Raw genomic sequence first — 17370 nt, 5'->3', positions numbered from 1 at the left:
GGTTTGCACGGACTCTGCCGACAATCCGCCACCCATGATGGACAGCAGCCCCAGCGCCTTCGGCGCCCTGACACAAGGCTGGCTCAGCGGAGCCAGCCTGATCATGGCCATTGGCGCGCAAAACGCCTTGGTGCTGCGTCAAGGTTTGCTCAGAAGCCATGTCGGACCGGTGGTGGCCCTGTGCGCTGTGTCGGATCTCTTGCTGATCTGCCTCGGTGTTTTTGGCCTCGGCGCGGCCATTGCCTCCAGTGCGGGCCTGATGAATGCGTTTCGCTACGGCGGCGCCCTGTTTCTCATCTGGTACGGCGTACAGGCCGCCCGGCGTGCCTGGCGTGGCTCGGGTGCGCTGGAGGCCGCTTCCGGTTCGGCGGGTTTGTGGGCCACCTTGCTCAGCGCGCTGGCCATGACCTATCTGAACCCTCATGTCTATCTGGACACCGTCGTGCTGCTGGGCCTCTTGGGCAACCAGCAGCCGCTTGATTTGCGTTGGGCCTTTGCCACAGGGGCCTCACTGGCTTCCGTGATGTGGTTCACGGTTTTGGGGTTCGGTGCGGCCGCGGCGGCCGGGCCTTTGAGCCGGCCGTTGGTTTGGCGCGGCATCGACGCACTGATCGCTTTGCTGATGTTTGCCTTGGGATTACAACTGCTGCTGGGTCCCCTTGGCGTTTGAATTTGAACTTGTGGAGTACACGCAATGAAAGTCGTCGTCCTGGGAGCCGGCATCATCGGCATCAGCACCGCCTGGTACCTGCTGGAGCAGGGCCATGAGGTGACCGTGGTGGATCGCCAGCCCGATGCGGCGCTGGAAACCAGCTTCGCCAACGGTGCGCAGATCTCGGTCAGCTTCTGCGAACCCTGGGCCAATGCCGGCGCACCTTTCAAGGTGGCCAAGTGGTTGCTGCGCGACGACTCGCCGCTGCTGTTCCGCCCCAGCCTGGACCCCAAGCAGTGGATATGGGGCCTGAGCTTTCTGACCCAATGCACGAACGCTGCGTTTGAGCGCAATGTCGAGCAGCTGGTGCAGCTGGGCCGCTACAGCCACGAATCGTTGAAGGCCCTGGTCAGCCAGACCGGCATCGAGTACGAGCGCCTGGAGCGAGGCATCCTGCACTTCTTCTCTTCGCAAGCCGACTTCGAGGCCGGCGCCGCCGGGGCCGAGATCATGCGTCGCCACGGCGTGGACCGCCGCGTCCTGGGCCGTGACGAGGTGCTGAAGATCGAACCGGCCCTGGCCGCCTTCGGCCGCAACATCCACGGCGGCACCTTCACGCCCAGCGATGAGTCGGGCGATGCCAAGGTCTTCACGCAAAAGCTGGCCCAGCTCTGCCAGCAGCGCGGCGCCACCTTCCTGTACGAGCACGACATCCTGCAGCTTTCGCGCAGCGGCCAGCAGATCGACGCGGTGCAGATCGCTGATGTGCGTAGCGGCAAGAAGCGCGAACTGCGCGCCGACGCCTTCGTCGCGGCCATGGGTTCCTACACGCCGATGTTGATCAAGCCGCTCGGCGAGTTCCTCAACATCTACCCGGCCAAGGGCTATTCGGCCACGCTCAAGCTCAAGAAGCCGGAGCAGGCCAGCGTCGTCAGCCTGCTCGACGACACCCGCAAGATCGCCATTTCGCGCCTGGGTGACAGCATCCGCATCGCCGGCACGGCCGAGCTCTGCGGTTTCGACAGCGACCTCAATCGCCCGACCTCGCGCACCCGCTGCGAAGCCCTGGTCAAGCGCTACGAAGAACTCTTCCCCGGCGTGGCCGACCTCAGCGAAACCAACTACTGGACCGGCCTGCGCCCGAGCACACCGACCAACATCCCCTACATCGGCCGCAGCAAGAAGGCGTCCAACCTCTGGCTCAATGCCGGCCACGGCACCCTGGGCTGGACCCATGGCGCCGGCTCCGGTCACGCCCTGGCCGAGTTGATGGCCGGCCGCCGCCCGCCCATGGCGTTCAATTTCTACGGCGCGGTGGCTTGACCCTGCGCCCGCGCTTCGGGCGATTCAGGGCGGCCCGGTACAATCCGCGCCCCCCTGCCGTTCGGCTCATCACAGCCGCTTCTCCATGAGCCACGCCTCCGCCCCGTCTTTCTGCGCCATTGACTTTGGCACCTCCAACTCGGCCATCGCCGTGCCGGCGGAGGGCGGTGGCATGCGCCTGGTGGCGCTGGAGGGCGAGCACACCACCATGCCGACGGCGGTCTTCTACTTCGTGGAAGGCCGGCATGACGCCGACGGCCCGCCGCGCGCCTTCGGTCGCGCCGCCGTGGCGGCCTACGTCGAGGGGGCGGACGGCCGGCTGATGCGCTCGATGAAGAGCATTTTGGGCTCGGGCCTGATCGAGCAGACCACCGATGTCGGCGGCGGCCGTGGCGTCAAGTACTCGGACATCCTGGCCGGCTACCTCAAGCGCTTGCGCAACACCGCCCTGGCCTCGGGCGCGCCGGGCCCGCTGAACAAGCTGGTGCTGGGCCGGCCGGTCTTCTTCGTCGATGGCGAACCGGCGCGTGACGCCGCGGCACAGGCCTCGCTGGAGGCGGCCGCCCACAAGGTCGGCTTCGACGAGGTGCATTTCCAGTTCGAGCCGATCGCCGCGGCCTTCGACTTTGAGCACCAGATCGACCGCGAACAGATCGTGCTGGTCGCCGACATCGGCGGCGGTACCTCCGACTTCTCCGTCGTGCGCGTCGGCCCCGAACGCATGAACCGCCTGGACCGCCGCGACGACATCCTGGCCAACCACGGCGTGCACATCGCCGGCACCGATTTCGACCGCCACATCGAGCTGGCCAGCATCCTGCGTGAGTTTGGCTACCGCAGCTTCGGCCCTGAGCGCGCTGGCTCGCCGCCGCGCGAAGTGCCCAGCGGCGTCTACTTTGACCTGGCCACCTGGCACTTGATCAACACCGTCTACAGCCCGCAGCGCGTGGCCGAGCTGCGCCAGATGCGCAGCTTCTACGGCAATATCAAACACCACCAGCGCCTGATGACGGTGGTGGAAGAGCATCTGGGCCATGAGCTGGCCGGCCGTGCCGAGGGCGCCAAGATTGCCGTCTCCGGCGGGGGCGACACCGTCATCGACCTGGGCCTGGTCGAAAGCGGGCTCGAGGTCGCCCTGAGCGAAACGGTGGCGGTGCAGGCCCTGGAGGCTGACATCGGCCGCATCGTCCAGGCCGGGCGCGAGGCCGTGGCCCAGGCCGGCTTGCGGCCCGATCAGATCAATGCGCTCTACTTCACCGGCGGCTCCACCGGCTTGCGCTTCCTGGCCGAGAAGATCGCTGCCGACTACCCGCAAGCCCAGCATGTGCGCGGCGACCGATTTGCCTCGGTCGCCACCGGCCTGGGTCTGCACGCCGCACGCCTGTTCAGCCAATAAGCCGGCCGGGCGCGGCGCCGGGGCGGGCGCTGCTAGAGTCGTTGCTTCGTTTCAAAACGGCGACACCTCACCATGCGCTTCAGCCCCGTTCCTCGTCTTTTGCCCCTGGCCATCGCCCTGGCCCTGGGCAGCTTGAACACCGCCTCGTTCGCACAGGCACCGCAAGCCGCGGCCGCCGGTCCGGCGAGTGCTGAGGGCTATCAGCAGCCCTCTGCGGCCATGCGCGCCGTTCTCGATGCGCCGGGCCTGCCGGCCCACCAGCTCTCGCCCGATCAGAAAACCCTGGCCGTGGCCCAGCTGCAGCGCCACCGCACGATTGCCGATCTGGCCCGCCCCATCCACCGCCTGGCCGGTGGCCGCTACGACGCTGCGGCCGGCGGCCCGCAGATGATCACCGCGATCGAATCGCTGCAGCTGCGCGACCTGGCCCGGCCCGAAGCGCCGGCGCGCGAGGTGCGCTTGCCGGCTGGTGGTGCTTTCCACCAGCTGCGCTGGTCGCCGGACGGCCGCCGCTTCCTGCTCAACCGCCGCACCGACAAGGCCATCGAGCTCTGGGTTGGTGATGTCGCCAGCGGCGCGCTCAAGCCGCTGCGCGGCCTGCGCCTGAACCCCATGTTCGAGCGCAATGTGGCCTGGCTCAATGCCGACGAGCTGGTGGCCGTGGCCGTGCCCGACCAGCGCGGCCCGGCACCGCAGTTCAGCGTGCCCAGCGGCCCGTCCATCCAGGAGTCCATGGGCCAGACCTCGCCCGAGTTCACGCGCCAGGACTTGCTCAAGAACCGCCAGGACGAGGCCCTGTTCCAGCACCAGGCCAGCGCCGTGCTGCGCCGGGTGGACCTGCGCAGCGGCGCCTCGCGCGAGATCGGTGCGCCGGGCCTGATCGCCCAGGTGCAGACCGTGGGCACGCAGGGCACGCTGTTGGTCGAGCGCCTGGTGCCGCCCTTCAGCTACCAGGTCGGCGCCAATGACTTCGGCCGCGAAGTCGAGTTGCGCGACGCTCAGGGCAAGCTGCTGCGCAGCCTCGGCGCCGTCAAGATTCGCCAGGGCGTGCCGGTCGAGGGTGTGATCACCGGCCCGCGTGACTACTGGGCCTCGCCTCTGGCCGATGGCGCCGTCTACTGGGTGGAAGCCCTGGACGGCGGCGACCCGAACACCAAGGTCAGCCACCGCGACCGCCTGATGCGCCTGGATGCGCCCTACCATGGCGAGGCGCGCGAAGTGCATCGCACCGCCGGCCGCCTGGTCAACCTGAGCTTTGTCGAGGCCAAGCCCCGTGCCTTGGTGGCCGAGTACGACCGGGACCGCCGCTGGCTCAGCGTCGACCTGCTGGCGCTGGACGGCAGCGCGCCGCCGCAGCGCCTGCAGGATCGCTCGCAGCGTGACCGCTACAAAGACCCCGGCCAGCCGCTGACCCGCGTGCTGCCCAACGGCCACAGCGTCGCGCGCCTGGATGCCGAAGACCGCCTGCTGCTGGTCGGCCAAGGCGCCAGCCCGGCCGGTGACCGGCCTTTCATCGACCGCCTCAGCCTCAAGACCGGCCAGACAGAGCGCCTGTTCCAGTCCGGCAGCACGCACTACGAGCGGCCCATCACCTTGCTGGCCGATGGCCGCCTACTGAGCAGCCGCGAGACTTTTAACGAGCCGCCCAATCTGGTGCTGCGCAGCGGTGCCGATTTCGGCCAGATGCAGGCCCTGACCCAGCACCGCGACCCGACGCCGCAGCTGCGCGACATCCAGCGCGAGCTGGTCAAGTTCAAGCGCGCCGATGGCGTGGAGCTGAGCTTCTGGCTCTACCTGCCGCCCGATTTCAAGAAGGGTGAGCCGCGCCCGACTTTCGTCTGGGCCTACCCGCTGGAGTTCACCGACGCCTCCACCGCCGGTCAGGTCAGCGGCTCGGCCACGCGCTTCAACACCTTCGGCGGCACCAGCCCGCTGATGTTGCTGCTCGACGGCTATGTGGTGTTGATGGACGCCACCATGCCCGTGGTCGGCGATCCGAAGACGGTCAACGACAGCTTTGTCGAGCAGATCACCGCCAATGCCCAGGCCATCATCGACAAGGCGGTGGAGCTGGGGGTCAGCGAGCGCTCACAGATGGTGGTGGGCGGCCACAGCTACGGCGCCTTCATGACGGCCAATCTGCTGGCCCACACCGATCTGTTCAAGTCCGGCATTGCGCGCAGCGGCGCTTACAACCGCACGCTCACGCCCTTCGGTTTCCAGAGCGAGCGCCGCACCTACTGGGAGGCGCAAGACGTCTACCTGCGCCTTTCACCGTTCAATTACGCCAACAAGCTCAAGGAACCCATCCTGCTGATCCACGGCGAGAACGACGACAACCCGGGCACTTACCCGATGCAAACCCAGCGCTTGTACCAGGCCCTGGCTGGCACCGGCGGCAATGTTCGTTATGTGACCCTGCCGCTGGAGTCTCATGGCTATGCGGCACGCGAGTCGCAAGGCCATGTGCTGCGCGAGATGAGCGACTGGATGAAGCGCCAGACCCGCGATCCGCGGGCCCCCAAGCCCTGAGTCGGCTTTTTCAGTAGCGGCCGCGCGGCGGCGGGCCGCGCCGAGCCGGCGGTCGCTGCGGGGCGGCAGGTTTCGCTTGCGGCCGGCTGACATCGGCCAGCATCAGGCAGGCGCTGACCAGGCCCTCGACCGCCTCTTCCAGATCCTTGGGCGGCTCCAGCGACTCGATCTCCTCGAGCAAGTCGTCGGCGTCCTCGAGGTCGTCCGGGTCCAGGTGCATGAAGAGGGCGGCCAGGGGTTCCAGCAGATCGGCCGCGTCCTCGCGCATCAGCTCGGGGAACAATTCGGTGGCCAGGGCGAAGCCGGCCACCCAGGGGAAGACCACCTCGGAGGGCTCGGCCTCTTCGTCTTCATCCTCGCCCTGCATCTCGAACACCCAGGGGTCGAACCACTGGCGGTCGACGATGGCCTGGTTCAGTTGCTGGTAGCGGCGCTTGACCAGGGCCAGCAGGGGCCGGCTGTCGAAGCGCTCGGGCGGGTTGCGGCCTTCCTCGCTGTCCAGCACATGGCGGGTCCACTGAAAGGCCGGCACGGCCTTGGGCTGCAACAGCACGCCGACCAGATAACCGTCCAGCATGCTGACATCGAGCGGTTCCAGCGGCGCCGGCACCTGGTCGAGCAGCGCCTGCAACTGATCCAGCTCGGCCTCGCTGAGCGGCTGGATTTGCGGCTTCGCCATGGGCGGCTTGGCGGCCGGGGCTGCGTGGCTGCCGCGCGGGCCGGGGCGGCTGGCGGCGCCTGGGCTTGATGCGCCGGGGCCCGGCCGGGGGCCCGGACCGGAGCGGTGGCTGGAGCCCGGGCGCGCAGGGGCGGCGGACGAACGCGGGCGGGACGGCTTGTTTGAACTCATGCCGCTATTGTCCGGCCGAACCGGTAGCCGTGGCGTGCCGTGCAAGTCAAGCCTGAGCGACTCCTACCCATTGGGGATACCGCGTCGGGCGTCGGCCCTCTAGAGTACGCGTCAAGCGAGTGGCTCACGGCCTTTTGCAACCGTCCCAACGACGTCCTTTCGAGGACTTTCAACGCTCACCCGGCTTGCTTGGTGGGCGTTTTTTTTGCCCGCCTCCCTTGGGCGCAGCGGCAAAGCCACCCGCCAGCGCCTCGCGCAAAGCCGCCACCAGCAACTGCACCGGCCGCGACGTGGCGCTGCTCCAGGGTCGCAGGGCGTAGATGGCGTCACCGAAGAAGCCGACCGGCCGCCAATCCGGCAGCAGCTCGACCAGCTCACCACGGGCCAGGGCCTCGGCAGCGCTGAAATCAGGCAGCAGGGCCAGGCCCAGGCCGCTCAGCGCCGCCTCGCGCAGGATCTCGCTGTTGCCGGCGCGCAGCGGGCCTTGCACCTGCACCTTCACGCGTTCCACCTCGGCGCCGTCGTCCTGCCGCTCGAACAGCCACTGCGCCGGCCCGGGGCGCAAGTAAGCCAGGCAGGCGTGTTCCGCCAGATCCTCGGGGCTTTGCGGCGCCGGATGTTGGCGCAGATAGGCCGGGCTGGCGAGCAGCAGGGCGCGGCTGTCGCAGAGCTTGACGGCGACGTGGCTGTCGGGCGGCGCGCTGCAGTGGCGCACGGCCAGGTCGAAGCCTTCCTGGGCCAGAGAGACCAGGCGGTCGGACAGATCGAGCTCGATCTGGATTTCGGGGTAGGCCTGGCAAAAACGGTTCAAGAGCGGCGCCAGATGCTGCCGCCCCAGGGCCACCGGTGCGCTCAGGCGCAGGCGGCCGCGCGGCTGGCCGACGGCGTCGCGGCTGGCGCCCAGGGCGGCCGTGATCTGGGCCAGCGGCGCGGCGGTTTCGGCCACCAGGCGCTGGCCGGCCTCGCTCAGGCGCACCGAGCGTGTGGTGCGTGCCACCAGGCTCTGGCCCAGCTGGCGCTCCAGATCGGCGATGCGCTGGCTGACCGCGGCCTTGGACAGGCCCAGGCGCTGCGCTGCCTTGGTGAAGCTGCCCAGCTGGGCGATCACGCTGAGGGCGTGGAGCTGGCCCCAGAGCTGATCGGGGCGGGCCTCGGTGGGTGGCGGTGTGGTGCTCATGATTGTTCACTTTACCGAACAATCAAGTTGCCGAATCTGGATTGGCAGCCGGGTCCGCTCTGCCTAGACTGGGCCATCCCCTGGAGAGCCCCGCCATGAGCCACAACCCTGTTCCGCCCTTCGAGCGCCGCGACGATGTCGGCCACTTCATCAACGGCCGCGTGCACGTCACCAGCGCCGCGCGCAGCCAGCCGGTCTACAACCCGGCCACCGGCCAGGTGGCGCGTCAGGTGCAGCTGGCCTGCGCGGCCGATGTCGAGGCCGCCGTGGCCGCCGCACAAGCCGCCTTCCCGGCCTGGGCCGATGCGCCGCCGCTGCGCCGCGCCCGGGTGATGTTCAAGTTCCTGGAGCTGCTGCATGCGCACAAGGACGAGCTGGCCGCCATGATCACGGCCGAGCATGGCAAGGTCTTCACCGACGCCCAGGGCGAGGTGGCGCGCGGCATCGACATCGTCGAGTTCGCCTGCGGGGCACCGCAGCTGCTCAAGGGCGATTTCAGCGACCAGGTCTCGTCCGGCATGGACAACTGGACCCTGCGCCAGCCGCTCGGTGTGGTGGCCGGCATCACGCCCTTCAACTTCCCCTTCATGGTGCCCATGTGGATGGCGCCGCTGGCCCTGGTGACCGGCAACACCTTCATCCTCAAGCCCAGCGAGCGCGACCCCTCGCCCAGCCTGTTCGTGGCCGAGCTCTTGCAACGCGCCGGCCTGCCGGATGGCGTCTTCAATGTGCTGCAGGGGGACAAGCTGGCCGTGGACGGCTTGCTGCACCACCCCGATGTGAAGGCGCTCAGCTTCGTCGGCTCCACCCCCATCGCCCAGTACATCTACCAAAACGGCGCGGCCCAGGGCAAGCGCGTGCAGGCCCTGGGCGGGGCCAAGAACCATATGGTGGTGATGCCCGATGCCGATGTCGAGCAGGCGGTCGATGCCTTGATCGGCGCCGCCTACGGCTCGGCCGGCGAGCGCTGCATGGCGATCTCGGTGGCAGTGCTGGTCGGCGATGTGGCCGATCGCATCATCCCGGCCGTGGCCGAGCGGGCCCGCCGCCTCAAGATCAAGAACGGCATGGAGCTCGATGCAGAAATGGGCCCCATCGTCAGCCGCGAAGCGCGCGACCGCATCGAGCGCTGCATCGCCCTCGGGGTGGAAGAGGGCGCACAGCTGGTGGTGGACGGGCGCGGCCTCACAGTGCCGGGCCTGGAAGGCGGCTTCTTCACCGGCGGCACCCTGTTCGACCATGTGCGGCCCGAGATGCGCATCTACCGCGAGGAGATCTTCGGCCCGGTGCTGGCCTGCGTGCGCGTGCCCGATTTCGCCGCGGCGGTCGATCTGGTCAACACCCATGAGTTCGGCAACGGCGTGGCCTGCTACACCAGCGATGGCCACATCGCCCGCGAGTTCGTGCGCCGCATTCAGGTGGGCATGGTGGGCATCAATGTGCCCATCCCCGTGCCCATGGCCTGGCAGGGCTTTGGTGGCTGGAAGAAGAGCCTGTTCGGCGATATGCATGCCTATGGCGAAGAGGGCGTGCGCTTCTACACCAAGCAGAAGAGCGTGATGCAGCGCTGGCCGGCCAGCGTGGCCAAGGGCGCCGAGTTCGTGATGCCGACCAGCCGTTGATCGGCGGAGCCCCTGGCCATGCCGGGCGCGGCCCGAGCTGGGCGAAGATGGAGGACCTTTGCCCTCTTCTCACACCATGGAACTCTTTCCGGCTGATGCCTACCAGGCCGCCCTGGCGGCGCGTTTCGATGCCGTAGCCGCCCCGCTGCGCGCCTGGGTGCCCGAGGGGCGGCTGGAGCACATCGGCTCCTCGGCAGTGCCCGGCGCCGTGTCCAAGGGCGATCTCGACCTCTGCCTGATCGTGCCGGCCGCCGCCCATGCCGACACCGTGGCCTGCTTGCAGGCCCAGGGCTATGTCGAGCAGCAGGACACCTTGCGCACGCCTGAGCTGTGCATGCTGATTGCACCCGCCGCCTTGCCCGAGCATGCGGTGCAGGTGGTGGCCGCGGGCTCGGAGTTCGAGGACTTCCTGCAGTTCCGCGACGCCTTGCTGGCAGATCCCGAGCTGGTGCATCAATACAACGCCATCAAGCGGGCCCATGCCAGCTCGGGCGAGGCGGCCTACCGTGCGGCCAAGAGCGATTTCATCGCCCGCGTGCTGCAAGGCCAAGCCACCCCACCGCTCGCCTGAGGGGGCGCAGGCGCGCCCAGATCGGCTACGCTTGCGCCTCCATTGATTTGAGACGCCCATGCAAGCAGTACTGCACAGCGACGAGGATGCGGCCGCGGCGGCGGTCGGCGGCGAGACCCTGGCGGATTGGCTGGCGGTGGCGCGCGCACAGGCCCAGGCCGATCTGGGCCTTGGTTTTGCCGCCGCCACGCGAGCCTGGGAAGTGGCCAGCAGCCAGGGCCAGTTCAGCGAATACCTGGAAGCCGGGCGCTGGCGCTGCTTCTACATGTACCGCCGGGGCGAGATGGCCGGCATGCTGGCGGCGGCCCAGCAGCTGATGCCCGCCTTTCGCGAGCAGGGCAGCAGCGCCTCCCTGTGCGAGCTGCTGCGCTGGATGGCGTTTGCCGCCGCCGAGATGGGCGACTTCGAATCGGCCCTGGCCCATGTCAACGAAACCCTGGCGCGCGCCCGCGAGTTGGCCGAGCCCAAGCTGGTGGCGCTGGCGCTCAATGCCGTGGGTGCCGTGCTGGAGCGCATGGGCGACCCCTGGCAGGCCGAGCGCCTGATGAACGAGGCAGCCGCTCTGGTGGCCGAGCAGGCCGGTCCGACCGAGCGCCTGATCGCCCATAACAATCTGGCCACCGTGGGCCTGAGCCACTACAAGCTGCTGCGCCACAGCCAGTCGCCCGAGCAGCGCCGCGAAGGCCAGGATGCGCTCTCGCGCGCCTTGCAGCACACCTTGGCGGCGCGGCCCCATGGCCTGGCGGTGGGGGAGTGTTTTGTGCTGGCCATCAGCGACAGCAACCGCGGCGAGATCCTGCTCCATCTCGGCCGATTGGACGAAGCCGAGACCGTGCTGCACGAGGCCTTGGCCGACATCGATGCCCATGGCTATCTGGGCCTGGGATGGCGGGCGCGCTGCTCTCTGGCCGAGCTGCAACTGGCGCGTGGCGATGCGGCAGGCGCCGCCCAGGCCCTGGCGGCCGTGCTGGCCGAATCCGCCGGGCGGGCGCAGAGCGAGCTGCTGATGCGTTTGCACCATGCTGCCTACCGTGCCACGCAAGCCTTGGGCGACGCCGCCCAGGCCTTGCACCACCTGGAGCAACACCTGGCCGTGGCGCGCAGCCGCGCTGTGGCCCAGCTGGCGGCCCAGGCGCGTTTCTTTGTCACCCGGGTCGAGGCGGAGCGCTCGTTGGAAGAGCGGCGCCCCCCTCCGGCCAGCGGACGCGAGGCCGCGCTCGGCAGCGAAGTGGCCGAGCCGCCGGACGCGTCCTGGCGCGACCCGCTGACCGGCCTGGGCAACCGCGAATGCATGGCGGCGCGCATGCCGGCCCTGGTGCGCGCCGCCGAGCTGACGGCCGCGCCCCTGACCCTGGCCTTGATCGATGTCGATCGCTTCACCGCCCTGACCCGCCAGCATGGCCTGGACGTGGGCAACCAGGTGCTGCAGGTGCTGGCCCAGATGCTGCGCGACAACACCCGGGCGCGCGACCTGCTGCTGCGCCTGGCCGATGACCAGATCCTGGTCGCCCTGCCCGACACCGTGGCCGATCGGGCGGTCGAGGTCTGCGAACGCCTGCGCAGCGCCGTCGAGCTCTACCCCTGGTCGCAGCTGGCCGAGGGCCTGGATGTCACCCTGAGCATCGGCCTGGCCAATGCGCCGCCCTACGCCACCGACCTGCTGGTGGCGCGCGCCGAGAGCGCGATGTACCGCGCCAAACACCTGGGCCGCAACCGCGTGGCCTTGGCCTGAGGGACGGCGCGCGGCACGGGCCGCGCCTGAGCCCGGTCGGTCTCAGTGTCGGCGGCTGCGACGACCTTGCAGGCCCAGGATCGCCAGCAGACCGGCGCCCAGCAGGGCCCAGCTCTGCGGTTCGGGCACGCTGGACACCAGCTGCACGCTGAGCAGGGGGCGCAGGCTGGCGTTGCTGGCTTCGCTGCTGTGGAAGTCGATGCCGTTGCTGCCGGCGGCAAAAGGCTGCAGCAACCAGCCATGGTTCGCCACCGTGCCGGCCTGCATGGCTTGCAGCGAAGCGGTGACGTCGATGCTCAACAGGCCGGTGCCGATATTGGCATTGCTGTTGTTGGCGCCCACGCTGGCCAGGCTGCTGGCGCTGGCTTCAACACCATGGGTCTGGATGCCGGCGCCGACCAGGTTCCAGCTCACGGTGGATTGGCTCCAGTCGCGCAGCATCTGGTGCACGGTGAAGCCGCTGCCGGCGTCGAAGACCTGCAGCTGCAGGGTGGCCGAGACGATGGTGTCGCCGCCGCGGATCTGGCCGGCAGCCGTGCCGAACAGCTGCTCGAAACGGATCAGACCTTGGTTGGGCTTGGCGCCCGGGCTGCCGTCGTCGCCGTCGATGCTGAGGTGATCGAGGCTGCCGTAGTTGACGCCGCGGCTGTCGCCACCGCTGGTTTCATTGCTGCGGATGTGGGCGTCTTGCGTGCCGGTGTAGCCGTTCACGCCTTGCTGGAACTTCAGCGTGACGGGCGCGTCGGCCGCCAGGGTCTGGCCCCATGGGGCCAGCAAGAGGGCGGTGGTGAGTGCGAGGGTGGTTTTCATGACGGTGCGTTCGGTGGGTTCTGGAACTCGGGCTCAAACGCTGCGGCGGCGTGCGGCCCAGCCGAGCACGGCCAGGCCGGACAGCAGCAGGGCATAGGTTTGCGGCTCCGGCACTGCCACGGTGATGCTGAAGGTCTCGCCGACCTGCCGGCCGCTCAGGTCCAGCGACCAGTCTTGGGCGCCGGCTTCGAGCAAGGGGTTGCCGATGTAGAACTGCGTGGTCACGCCCGGGCCGCCAAACTGCGCCCAGAGGCTGTCAGCGCTGTGGCCCGAGGCCAGCACCGGCTGGAAGCCATCGGTGCTTACCGTTCCGGCCGGCGCGGCAAAGCGCGCGCCGTTCAGTCGCACGCTGGCGGCCTCAAAGCCCAGACCGGACAGGTTGCTGACCAGGGCGTTGAAGCTCAGGGTCTGGCCGAGGTCTTGGGCCTCGACCAGGAAGTTCAGCGTGACCTGGCCTTGCCGGGCGAAGCTCAGATCGAAGAACAGCTGGCTGGCGCTGGCGAAGCTGCTGTCCACGCTGGCGGAGCCGGTGTTGGCGCTGCTGCCGGTGTAGACGGCGGCCTGGGCCTGAGCGGCCAGGGCGAACAGGGCGGCTGCGGCGATGGAGGAAATCTTGTTCATGGAAGGGTCCTGGGTTCGGTGAATGGGCGGGGCGGCTTCAGAGCGGGCCCTTGCCCCAGGGGCCGGTGATGGCCAGGGTGATGCCGGGGGTCTGGATGTTGACGAAGAGGTAGCGGCCGGTCGGGTCGAAGCAGGCGCCGCAGAACTCGGAGCTGCGGCGGTCACCGGCCAGGCTGCTGAGCTTGCCCGCGGCAGTCAGTTGGGCGGCGCTGACGTTGACGTTGTTCTTGACCAGGATGAAGGTGTCGCCCTCCGGGGTCAGGCTCATCAGGCGGCTGCCGAAGCCAAAGCTGTCGGTGGCGCCGCCGCCGTCCTCGCAGATGACGATGCCGCCACGCGGGCTGACAGTCAGGTTGTCGCCGGCATCGCCGACCAGCTCGGAGGCACTGGCGTAGATGCAGACCAGGGTCTGCGTGGCGAGATCGAGTTCCCAGATGGCACCACGGCCGACATTGCCGCCCGAGGTGTCCATCACATACATCTTGCCGGCGTGGTGCCAGATGCCTTCGCCGCGATTCATGCGCAGCGCGCCCTGCGCCCAGCCCTGCACGAAGGGGCCGGCGCAGTCGTTGATGTTGACGCCGTTCAAACCCCTGGCGGTGCCGCGGTTCTGGTCGGGATCGGCGATGTCCACCCACTCCAGCTCATAGCTTTGCTCCAGCTGAGCCGGAGCGATGTTGACGTTGTTCTGGCCCTTGACCTTGGCCATCTGCAGGCGGCCGCCTTGCGCCAGGCTGCCCACGCTGCCGGGCGTGACCAGGGGGATGTAGCGGTAGAAGCCGGATTTGCCCGACAGGTCTTCGGTCAGGTAGGCGATGCTCGAGACGGGGTCGATGGCGACCGCCTCGTGGCCAAAGCGACCCATGCCGACGATGGGCTGGCCGGTGGTCTGGCTGGGGTCGGCGGCGCACTCGAACACATAGCCGTGTTTCTTGCCTTGGCTGCTCATGCTGTCGGAGCTGACCTCCTCGCAGCTCAGCCAGCTGCCCCAGGGCGTGGGGCCGCCCGCGCAGTTGCTGCGGGTGCCGCCCAGATTGGCGTCGGTGCGCACCCAGTTGCCGTCACGGAAGACCAGATTGGTGGTGCCGCCGTTGAAGTAGTTGCTGCCGGACATGCCGGTGTCGTACACCGCGGGCGCGCCGAAGTAGCTGGCGTCCGGACCGGTCGAGACTTCGTGGTTGCGGATCAGCACCAGCTCGGTGCTGCGGCCCACACGGCGGCTTTGCACCACGGCCATGCCATCGTGGGCGCGCGGCGTGGGCTTGCCATTGCTCATGGCATCACCGGTCCAGCCATAGCTCTTGTAGCTGAAGCCGGCCGGCAGTTGCAGCAGGGGCAGGCCGGTGCTCAGGTCATTGACCGGTGCGATCGGGCCGTAGGGGCTGTCGATCAGCTGGGTGTTGCCGGCAGCCTGGGCCTCGCGGCTGTGCAGGGCGCCGAGGGTGGCGATGAAGGGCAGCGCGGCGGCCGCCGAGGCGCTCTTCAGCAGATGGCGACGGGAGGGGGCGAATTCTTGTTCGGACATGATGGGGGTGGCAGCGTGGCGACCGGGTGGTTGAAAGCCCGGCGCATTCTGTTCAGCCATCACGACAGCTCCGTGGAAGCCCTCACACGATTCTGTAAGCCATTCGGCTCATGGTCGTCAGGCGTCCAGCGCCTGCACCACATTGCGCCCCTGCGCCTTGGCGCGGTACATGGCGCGGTCGGCGCGGCTCAGCACGGCGTCGGCGCTGATGTCGCCGGGCTCTGCCTCGGCGATGCCGAAGCTGGCGGTCAGCGGCCAGCTCTGGCCCTGCCAGAGGAACTCGCTTTCTTCCAGATTCAGGCGCATGCGTTCGGCCACCAGGGCGGCGCCTGCAATGTCTGTCAGGGGCAGCAGCACGCAGAACTCTTCGCCGCCGAGGCGGCCCAGGGCATCGACCTCGCGCACGCAGGGTTTGAGCACCTCGACCAGGCGCTGCAGGGCCGCGTCGCCGGCGGCGTGGCCGAGGCTGTCATTGAGCTGCTTGAAGCGGTCCATGTCGATCATCACCAGGGCATAGGGCTTGCCGCGTTGAAGGCGGGCATGCTCGGTGTCGATGGCCTCGCTGAGGGCGCGCCGGTTCAGCACATCGGTCAGCGGGTCGTGGCGGGTCAGGCGCTGGATGCGCCGGATCAGCTTGGCCAGGATCAGAAAAGCCATGGTGGTGTTGAGCACCAGATTCATGGCCAGCATGGACCAGAGCCAGGCGATGTTGAAATCCCCCGAGCCCAGGATGTCGGTGTTGTTGCCCGGCAGGACCAGGGACTCGATCAAACGCCCGACCAGCAGCACGCTGATCAGGAACAGCGGCCCCGAGAGCAGCAGGGACATGTCCACCGACACCCGCTGGCGCAGCGCCCGCCAGGCGTCCAGAGCGCTCATCAGGGCCAGGGCACCCAGGCTGCCGAAGACCACCCGGGTTTCATTGCGCATATCGCCGCTGTAGGGCAGATGGGCCAGCAGCAGGGCGGCCGGCACGAGCAGGGCCAGGGCGCTGCGCCAGGCGAGGCGCCCTCGGACCAGGGTCGGGACCACCGCACGCAGCACGGCAAGGGCGCCGATGGACAGCACGTCCGAGGCCCAGAAGCTCAGCCAGTGCGGCGCTTCGCCGCGCAGGGCATGCAAGGTCAGCGAGGCGGCCAGCATGGCATTGACCAGGGCCAGGCCGAAGGACGCGCGCGGCGCCAGGCGCGCGCCCTGGGCCATCACCCACCAGAACAGGCTGGCCACGGCAAACACCAGCACCGTGGCGGCCAGCAGCGTCAGTGCATCCGTGGGGCCGCCACCGAGGTTCATGCTGACAGCTCCCGACCCAGGCTGGCGCCCGGTTCGGCCACGCAGACGCGGTCGCGGCCCAAGGATTTGGCCCGGTAGACCAGCCAGTCGGCCATGGCCAGACTGCTGTCGCCCTGCGGATCGCCCGCCTGGCAGGGCACCACGCCGAAGCTGGCCGTCAGTGGCAGCGACTGCTCGCGCCAGACCAGGGGGCTGCGACGCAGGGCTTCGCACATGCGCTGGGCCACCCGCGCGGCGTCGGGCAGTGGGGTGTGCGGAAGCAGCACACAGAACTCCTCGCCCCCCAGCCGACCCAGGCGGTCGAGTTCGCGCATCGAGGCGCGCAACACCTTCACCAGGTGCAGCAAGGCGGCATCGCCCGCGGCATGGCCCAGGCTGTCGTTGATCTGCTTGAAATGGTCCACGTCCAGCATCACCAGGCTGTGGGTCTGGCCCCGCTCTACCTGGGCCTGCAGCTGGGCCAGCTCGGCCGCCAGGGCGCGGCGGTTCAGCGCGTCGGTCAGCGGGTCGCGCAGGGTCATGTAGCGGATGCGGTCGATCAAGCGGGTCACAACGACGCCCACCAGGCCGATGCCGATGGCCAGGCTCAGCACCAGATAGGCCCCGGCCAGCCAGACGCTGGCATGCTGGCCTTGCACGAAGAAGGGCCGTTGCTCGTTCAGCCACAGCAGGCTCAGGCTGCGGCCCAGCAGCATCAAGGCCATCAGCAGATAGGGAAAGACGATGAAGGCCCGTACCCAGGGCAGCAAGGTGGCGCGTCCGCCGGTCAGCACATCGCGTGCGGCCAACAAGGTCAGTGCGCCCATGCCGGCCGAGTTCAGGGCCAGGGCAGCCGCTGGGTGCCCGCTGAAGCTGAGGGCCAGCATGGCCGCAGCGGCCAGCCCGGCGACACCGGCGATGTCCAGCCAGCGCATGCGCAGCCGCATCATGCGGCGAATGCCGAGGGTCATGAGCGCGAAGCCCAGCAGGCTCAGCAGTTTCTGAACCCAGCCCTGCAGCGCGGCCGGCCACCAGGCCTGGCAGTCGAGGCAGAGCAGGGCCGGGATGATGCACAGATAGGCCGTGGCCAGCAGCAGGGCGGCGCGCGGCGCGATGCGAAAGACCTGGGCCATGATCAGCCATACCAGGGCCGTGAAGCCGTGGAACACGGCGTTCACCTGCAGCAGGGTGTTGGCATCGAGGGACTGCGTCATCAACGGCTCGGTAGGGGCGCGACCCGCGCGAGGCGGGGCCGGCCCTCATGATCGCCGAGCCCCCGGGGCGACA

Annotated in this window: 14 protein-coding genes; 7 read left to right on the top strand and 7 right to left on the bottom strand. The window is 68.9% G+C overall.

Going from position 1 to position 17370, the window contains the following annotated elements; translation table 11 throughout:
• The first annotated feature begins 34 nt into the window (after positions 1 to 34).
• From OOB33_RS02455 to OOB33_RS02440, 4 genes are all read left to right on the top strand, one after another.
• Complete coding sequence (locus OOB33_RS02455; protein ID WP_333780309.1) at positions 35 to 670, top strand: LysE/ArgO family amino acid transporter; 636 nt, start codon at positions 35 to 37, stop codon at positions 668 to 670.
• 24 nt (positions 671 to 694) lie between these two features.
• Positions 695 to 1975, top strand: coding sequence for a D-amino acid dehydrogenase (locus OOB33_RS02450; RefSeq protein WP_271007510.1), 1281 nt, complete (start codon positions 695 to 697; stop codon positions 1973 to 1975).
• Positions 1976 to 2060: 85 nt separating this feature from the next.
• A complete protein-coding gene (locus OOB33_RS02445) occupies positions 2061 to 3371 on the top strand; it encodes an Hsp70 family protein (RefSeq protein WP_271007509.1) in 1311 nt (436 codons plus the stop codon).
• 72 nt (positions 3372 to 3443) lie between these two features.
• Positions 3444 to 5903 (top strand): S9 family peptidase, encoded by a 2460-nt coding sequence (locus tag OOB33_RS02440; RefSeq protein WP_271007508.1) that lies wholly within the window; start codon positions 3444 to 3446, stop codon positions 5901 to 5903.
• A 10-nt stretch (positions 5904 to 5913) separates the two neighbouring features.
• Here the strand turns inward: OOB33_RS02440 and OOB33_RS02435 are convergent, their stop codons facing one another.
• Complete coding sequence (locus OOB33_RS02435) at positions 5914 to 6582, bottom strand: YecA/YgfB family protein (protein ID WP_271007507.1); 669 nt, start codon at positions 6580 to 6582, stop codon at positions 5914 to 5916.
• Positions 6583 to 6922: 340 nt separating this feature from the next.
• Complete coding sequence (locus OOB33_RS02430; RefSeq protein ID WP_271007506.1) at positions 6923 to 7930, bottom strand: LysR family transcriptional regulator; 1008 nt, start codon at positions 7928 to 7930, stop codon at positions 6923 to 6925.
• A 95-nt stretch (positions 7931 to 8025) separates the two neighbouring features.
• Here OOB33_RS02430 and OOB33_RS02425 point away from each other — a divergent pair, with 95 nt between their 5' ends.
• The 3 genes from OOB33_RS02425 to OOB33_RS02415 all read left to right on the top strand — a co-directional run bounded on the left by OOB33_RS02425 (position 8026) and on the right by OOB33_RS02415 (position 11855).
• On the top strand, positions 8026 to 9552 hold the full coding sequence (locus OOB33_RS02425) for a CoA-acylating methylmalonate-semialdehyde dehydrogenase (RefSeq protein ID WP_271007505.1): 1527 nt from the start codon (positions 8026 to 8028) through the stop codon (positions 9550 to 9552).
• Between the two features lie 76 nt (positions 9553 to 9628).
• Positions 9629 to 10123 carry a GrpB family protein gene (locus OOB33_RS02420; protein ID WP_271007504.1) on the top strand — a complete coding sequence of 165 codons (495 nt, stop codon included), beginning with the start codon at positions 9629 to 9631 and terminating at the stop codon, positions 10121 to 10123.
• 58 nt (positions 10124 to 10181) lie between these two features.
• Positions 10182 to 11855: a tetratricopeptide repeat-containing diguanylate cyclase gene (locus tag OOB33_RS02415; RefSeq protein WP_271007503.1), complete on the top strand. Its 1674-nt coding sequence runs from the start codon at positions 10182 to 10184 to the stop codon at positions 11853 to 11855.
• A 42-nt stretch (positions 11856 to 11897) separates the two neighbouring features.
• On the opposite strand, the gene OOB33_RS02410 is transcribed toward OOB33_RS02415, so the two are convergent.
• From OOB33_RS02410 to OOB33_RS02390, 5 genes are all read right to left on the bottom strand, one after another.
• A complete protein-coding gene (locus OOB33_RS02410) occupies positions 11898 to 12665 on the bottom strand; it encodes a DNRLRE domain-containing protein (RefSeq protein WP_271007502.1) in 768 nt (255 codons plus the stop codon).
• Between the two features lie 33 nt (positions 12666 to 12698).
• Complete coding sequence (locus OOB33_RS02405) at positions 12699 to 13286, bottom strand: PEP-CTERM sorting domain-containing protein (RefSeq protein ID WP_271007501.1); 588 nt, start codon at positions 13284 to 13286, stop codon at positions 12699 to 12701.
• 37 nt (positions 13287 to 13323) lie between these two features.
• Positions 13324 to 14811: a PhoX family protein gene (locus tag OOB33_RS02400; protein WP_271007500.1), complete on the bottom strand. Its 1488-nt coding sequence runs from the start codon at positions 14809 to 14811 to the stop codon at positions 13324 to 13326.
• 117 nt (positions 14812 to 14928) lie between these two features.
• Positions 14929 to 16104, bottom strand: a complete 1176-nt coding sequence (locus OOB33_RS02395; protein ID WP_271007499.1) for a GGDEF domain-containing protein — start codon at positions 16102 to 16104, stop codon at positions 14929 to 14931.
• Positions 16101 to 17297, bottom strand: coding sequence for a GGDEF domain-containing protein (locus tag OOB33_RS02390; RefSeq protein ID WP_271007498.1), 1197 nt, complete (start codon positions 17295 to 17297; stop codon positions 16101 to 16103). The genes OOB33_RS02395 and OOB33_RS02390 overlap by 4 nt, the downstream gene beginning before the upstream one ends.
• Positions 17298 to 17370 lie beyond the last annotated feature (73 nt).

It is taken from the genome of Paucibacter sp. B51 (assembly GCF_027863535.1).
Taxonomy (GTDB): Bacteria; Pseudomonadota; Gammaproteobacteria; order Burkholderiales; family Burkholderiaceae_C; genus Paucibacter_A; species Paucibacter_A aquatilis.
This window is presented reverse-complemented; position numbering and strand designations above follow the sequence as displayed.

Excerpts from the sequence above, each read along its gene's own strand:
- OOB33_RS02455 (WP_333780309.1), top strand. The coding sequence starts at position 35 with ATGATGGACAGCAGCCCCAGCGCCTTCGGCGCCCTGACACAAGGCTGG.
- OOB33_RS02450 (WP_271007510.1), top strand. The coding sequence starts at position 695 with ATGAAAGTCGTCGTCCTGGGAGCCGGCATCATCGGCATCAGCACCGCC.
- OOB33_RS02445 (WP_271007509.1), top strand. The coding sequence starts at position 2,061 with ATGAGCCACGCCTCCGCCCCGTCTTTCTGCGCCATTGACTTTGGCACC.
- OOB33_RS02440 (WP_271007508.1), top strand. The coding sequence starts at position 3,444 with ATGCGCTTCAGCCCCGTTCCTCGTCTTTTGCCCCTGGCCATCGCCCTG.
- OOB33_RS02435 (WP_271007507.1), bottom strand. The coding sequence starts at position 6,582 with ATGGCGAAGCCGCAAATCCAGCCGCTCAGCGAGGCCGAGCTGGATCAG.
- OOB33_RS02430 (WP_271007506.1), bottom strand. The coding sequence starts at position 7,930 with ATGAGCACCACACCGCCACCCACCGAGGCCCGCCCCGATCAGCTCTGG.
- OOB33_RS02425 (WP_271007505.1), top strand. The coding sequence starts at position 8,026 with ATGAGCCACAACCCTGTTCCGCCCTTCGAGCGCCGCGACGATGTCGGC.
- OOB33_RS02420 (WP_271007504.1), top strand. The coding sequence starts at position 9,629 with ATGGAACTCTTTCCGGCTGATGCCTACCAGGCCGCCCTGGCGGCGCGT.
- OOB33_RS02415 (WP_271007503.1), top strand. The coding sequence starts at position 10,182 with ATGCAAGCAGTACTGCACAGCGACGAGGATGCGGCCGCGGCGGCGGTC.
- OOB33_RS02410 (WP_271007502.1), bottom strand. The coding sequence starts at position 12,665 with ATGAAAACCACCCTCGCACTCACCACCGCCCTCTTGCTGGCCCCATGG.
- OOB33_RS02405 (WP_271007501.1), bottom strand. The coding sequence starts at position 13,286 with ATGAACAAGATTTCCTCCATCGCCGCAGCCGCCCTGTTCGCCCTGGCC.
- OOB33_RS02400 (WP_271007500.1), bottom strand. The coding sequence starts at position 14,811 with ATGTCCGAACAAGAATTCGCCCCCTCCCGTCGCCATCTGCTGAAGAGC.
- OOB33_RS02395 (WP_271007499.1), bottom strand. The coding sequence starts at position 16,104 with ATGAACCTCGGTGGCGGCCCCACGGATGCACTGACGCTGCTGGCCGCC.
- OOB33_RS02390 (WP_271007498.1), bottom strand. The coding sequence starts at position 17,297 with ATGACGCAGTCCCTCGATGCCAACACCCTGCTGCAGGTGAACGCCGTG.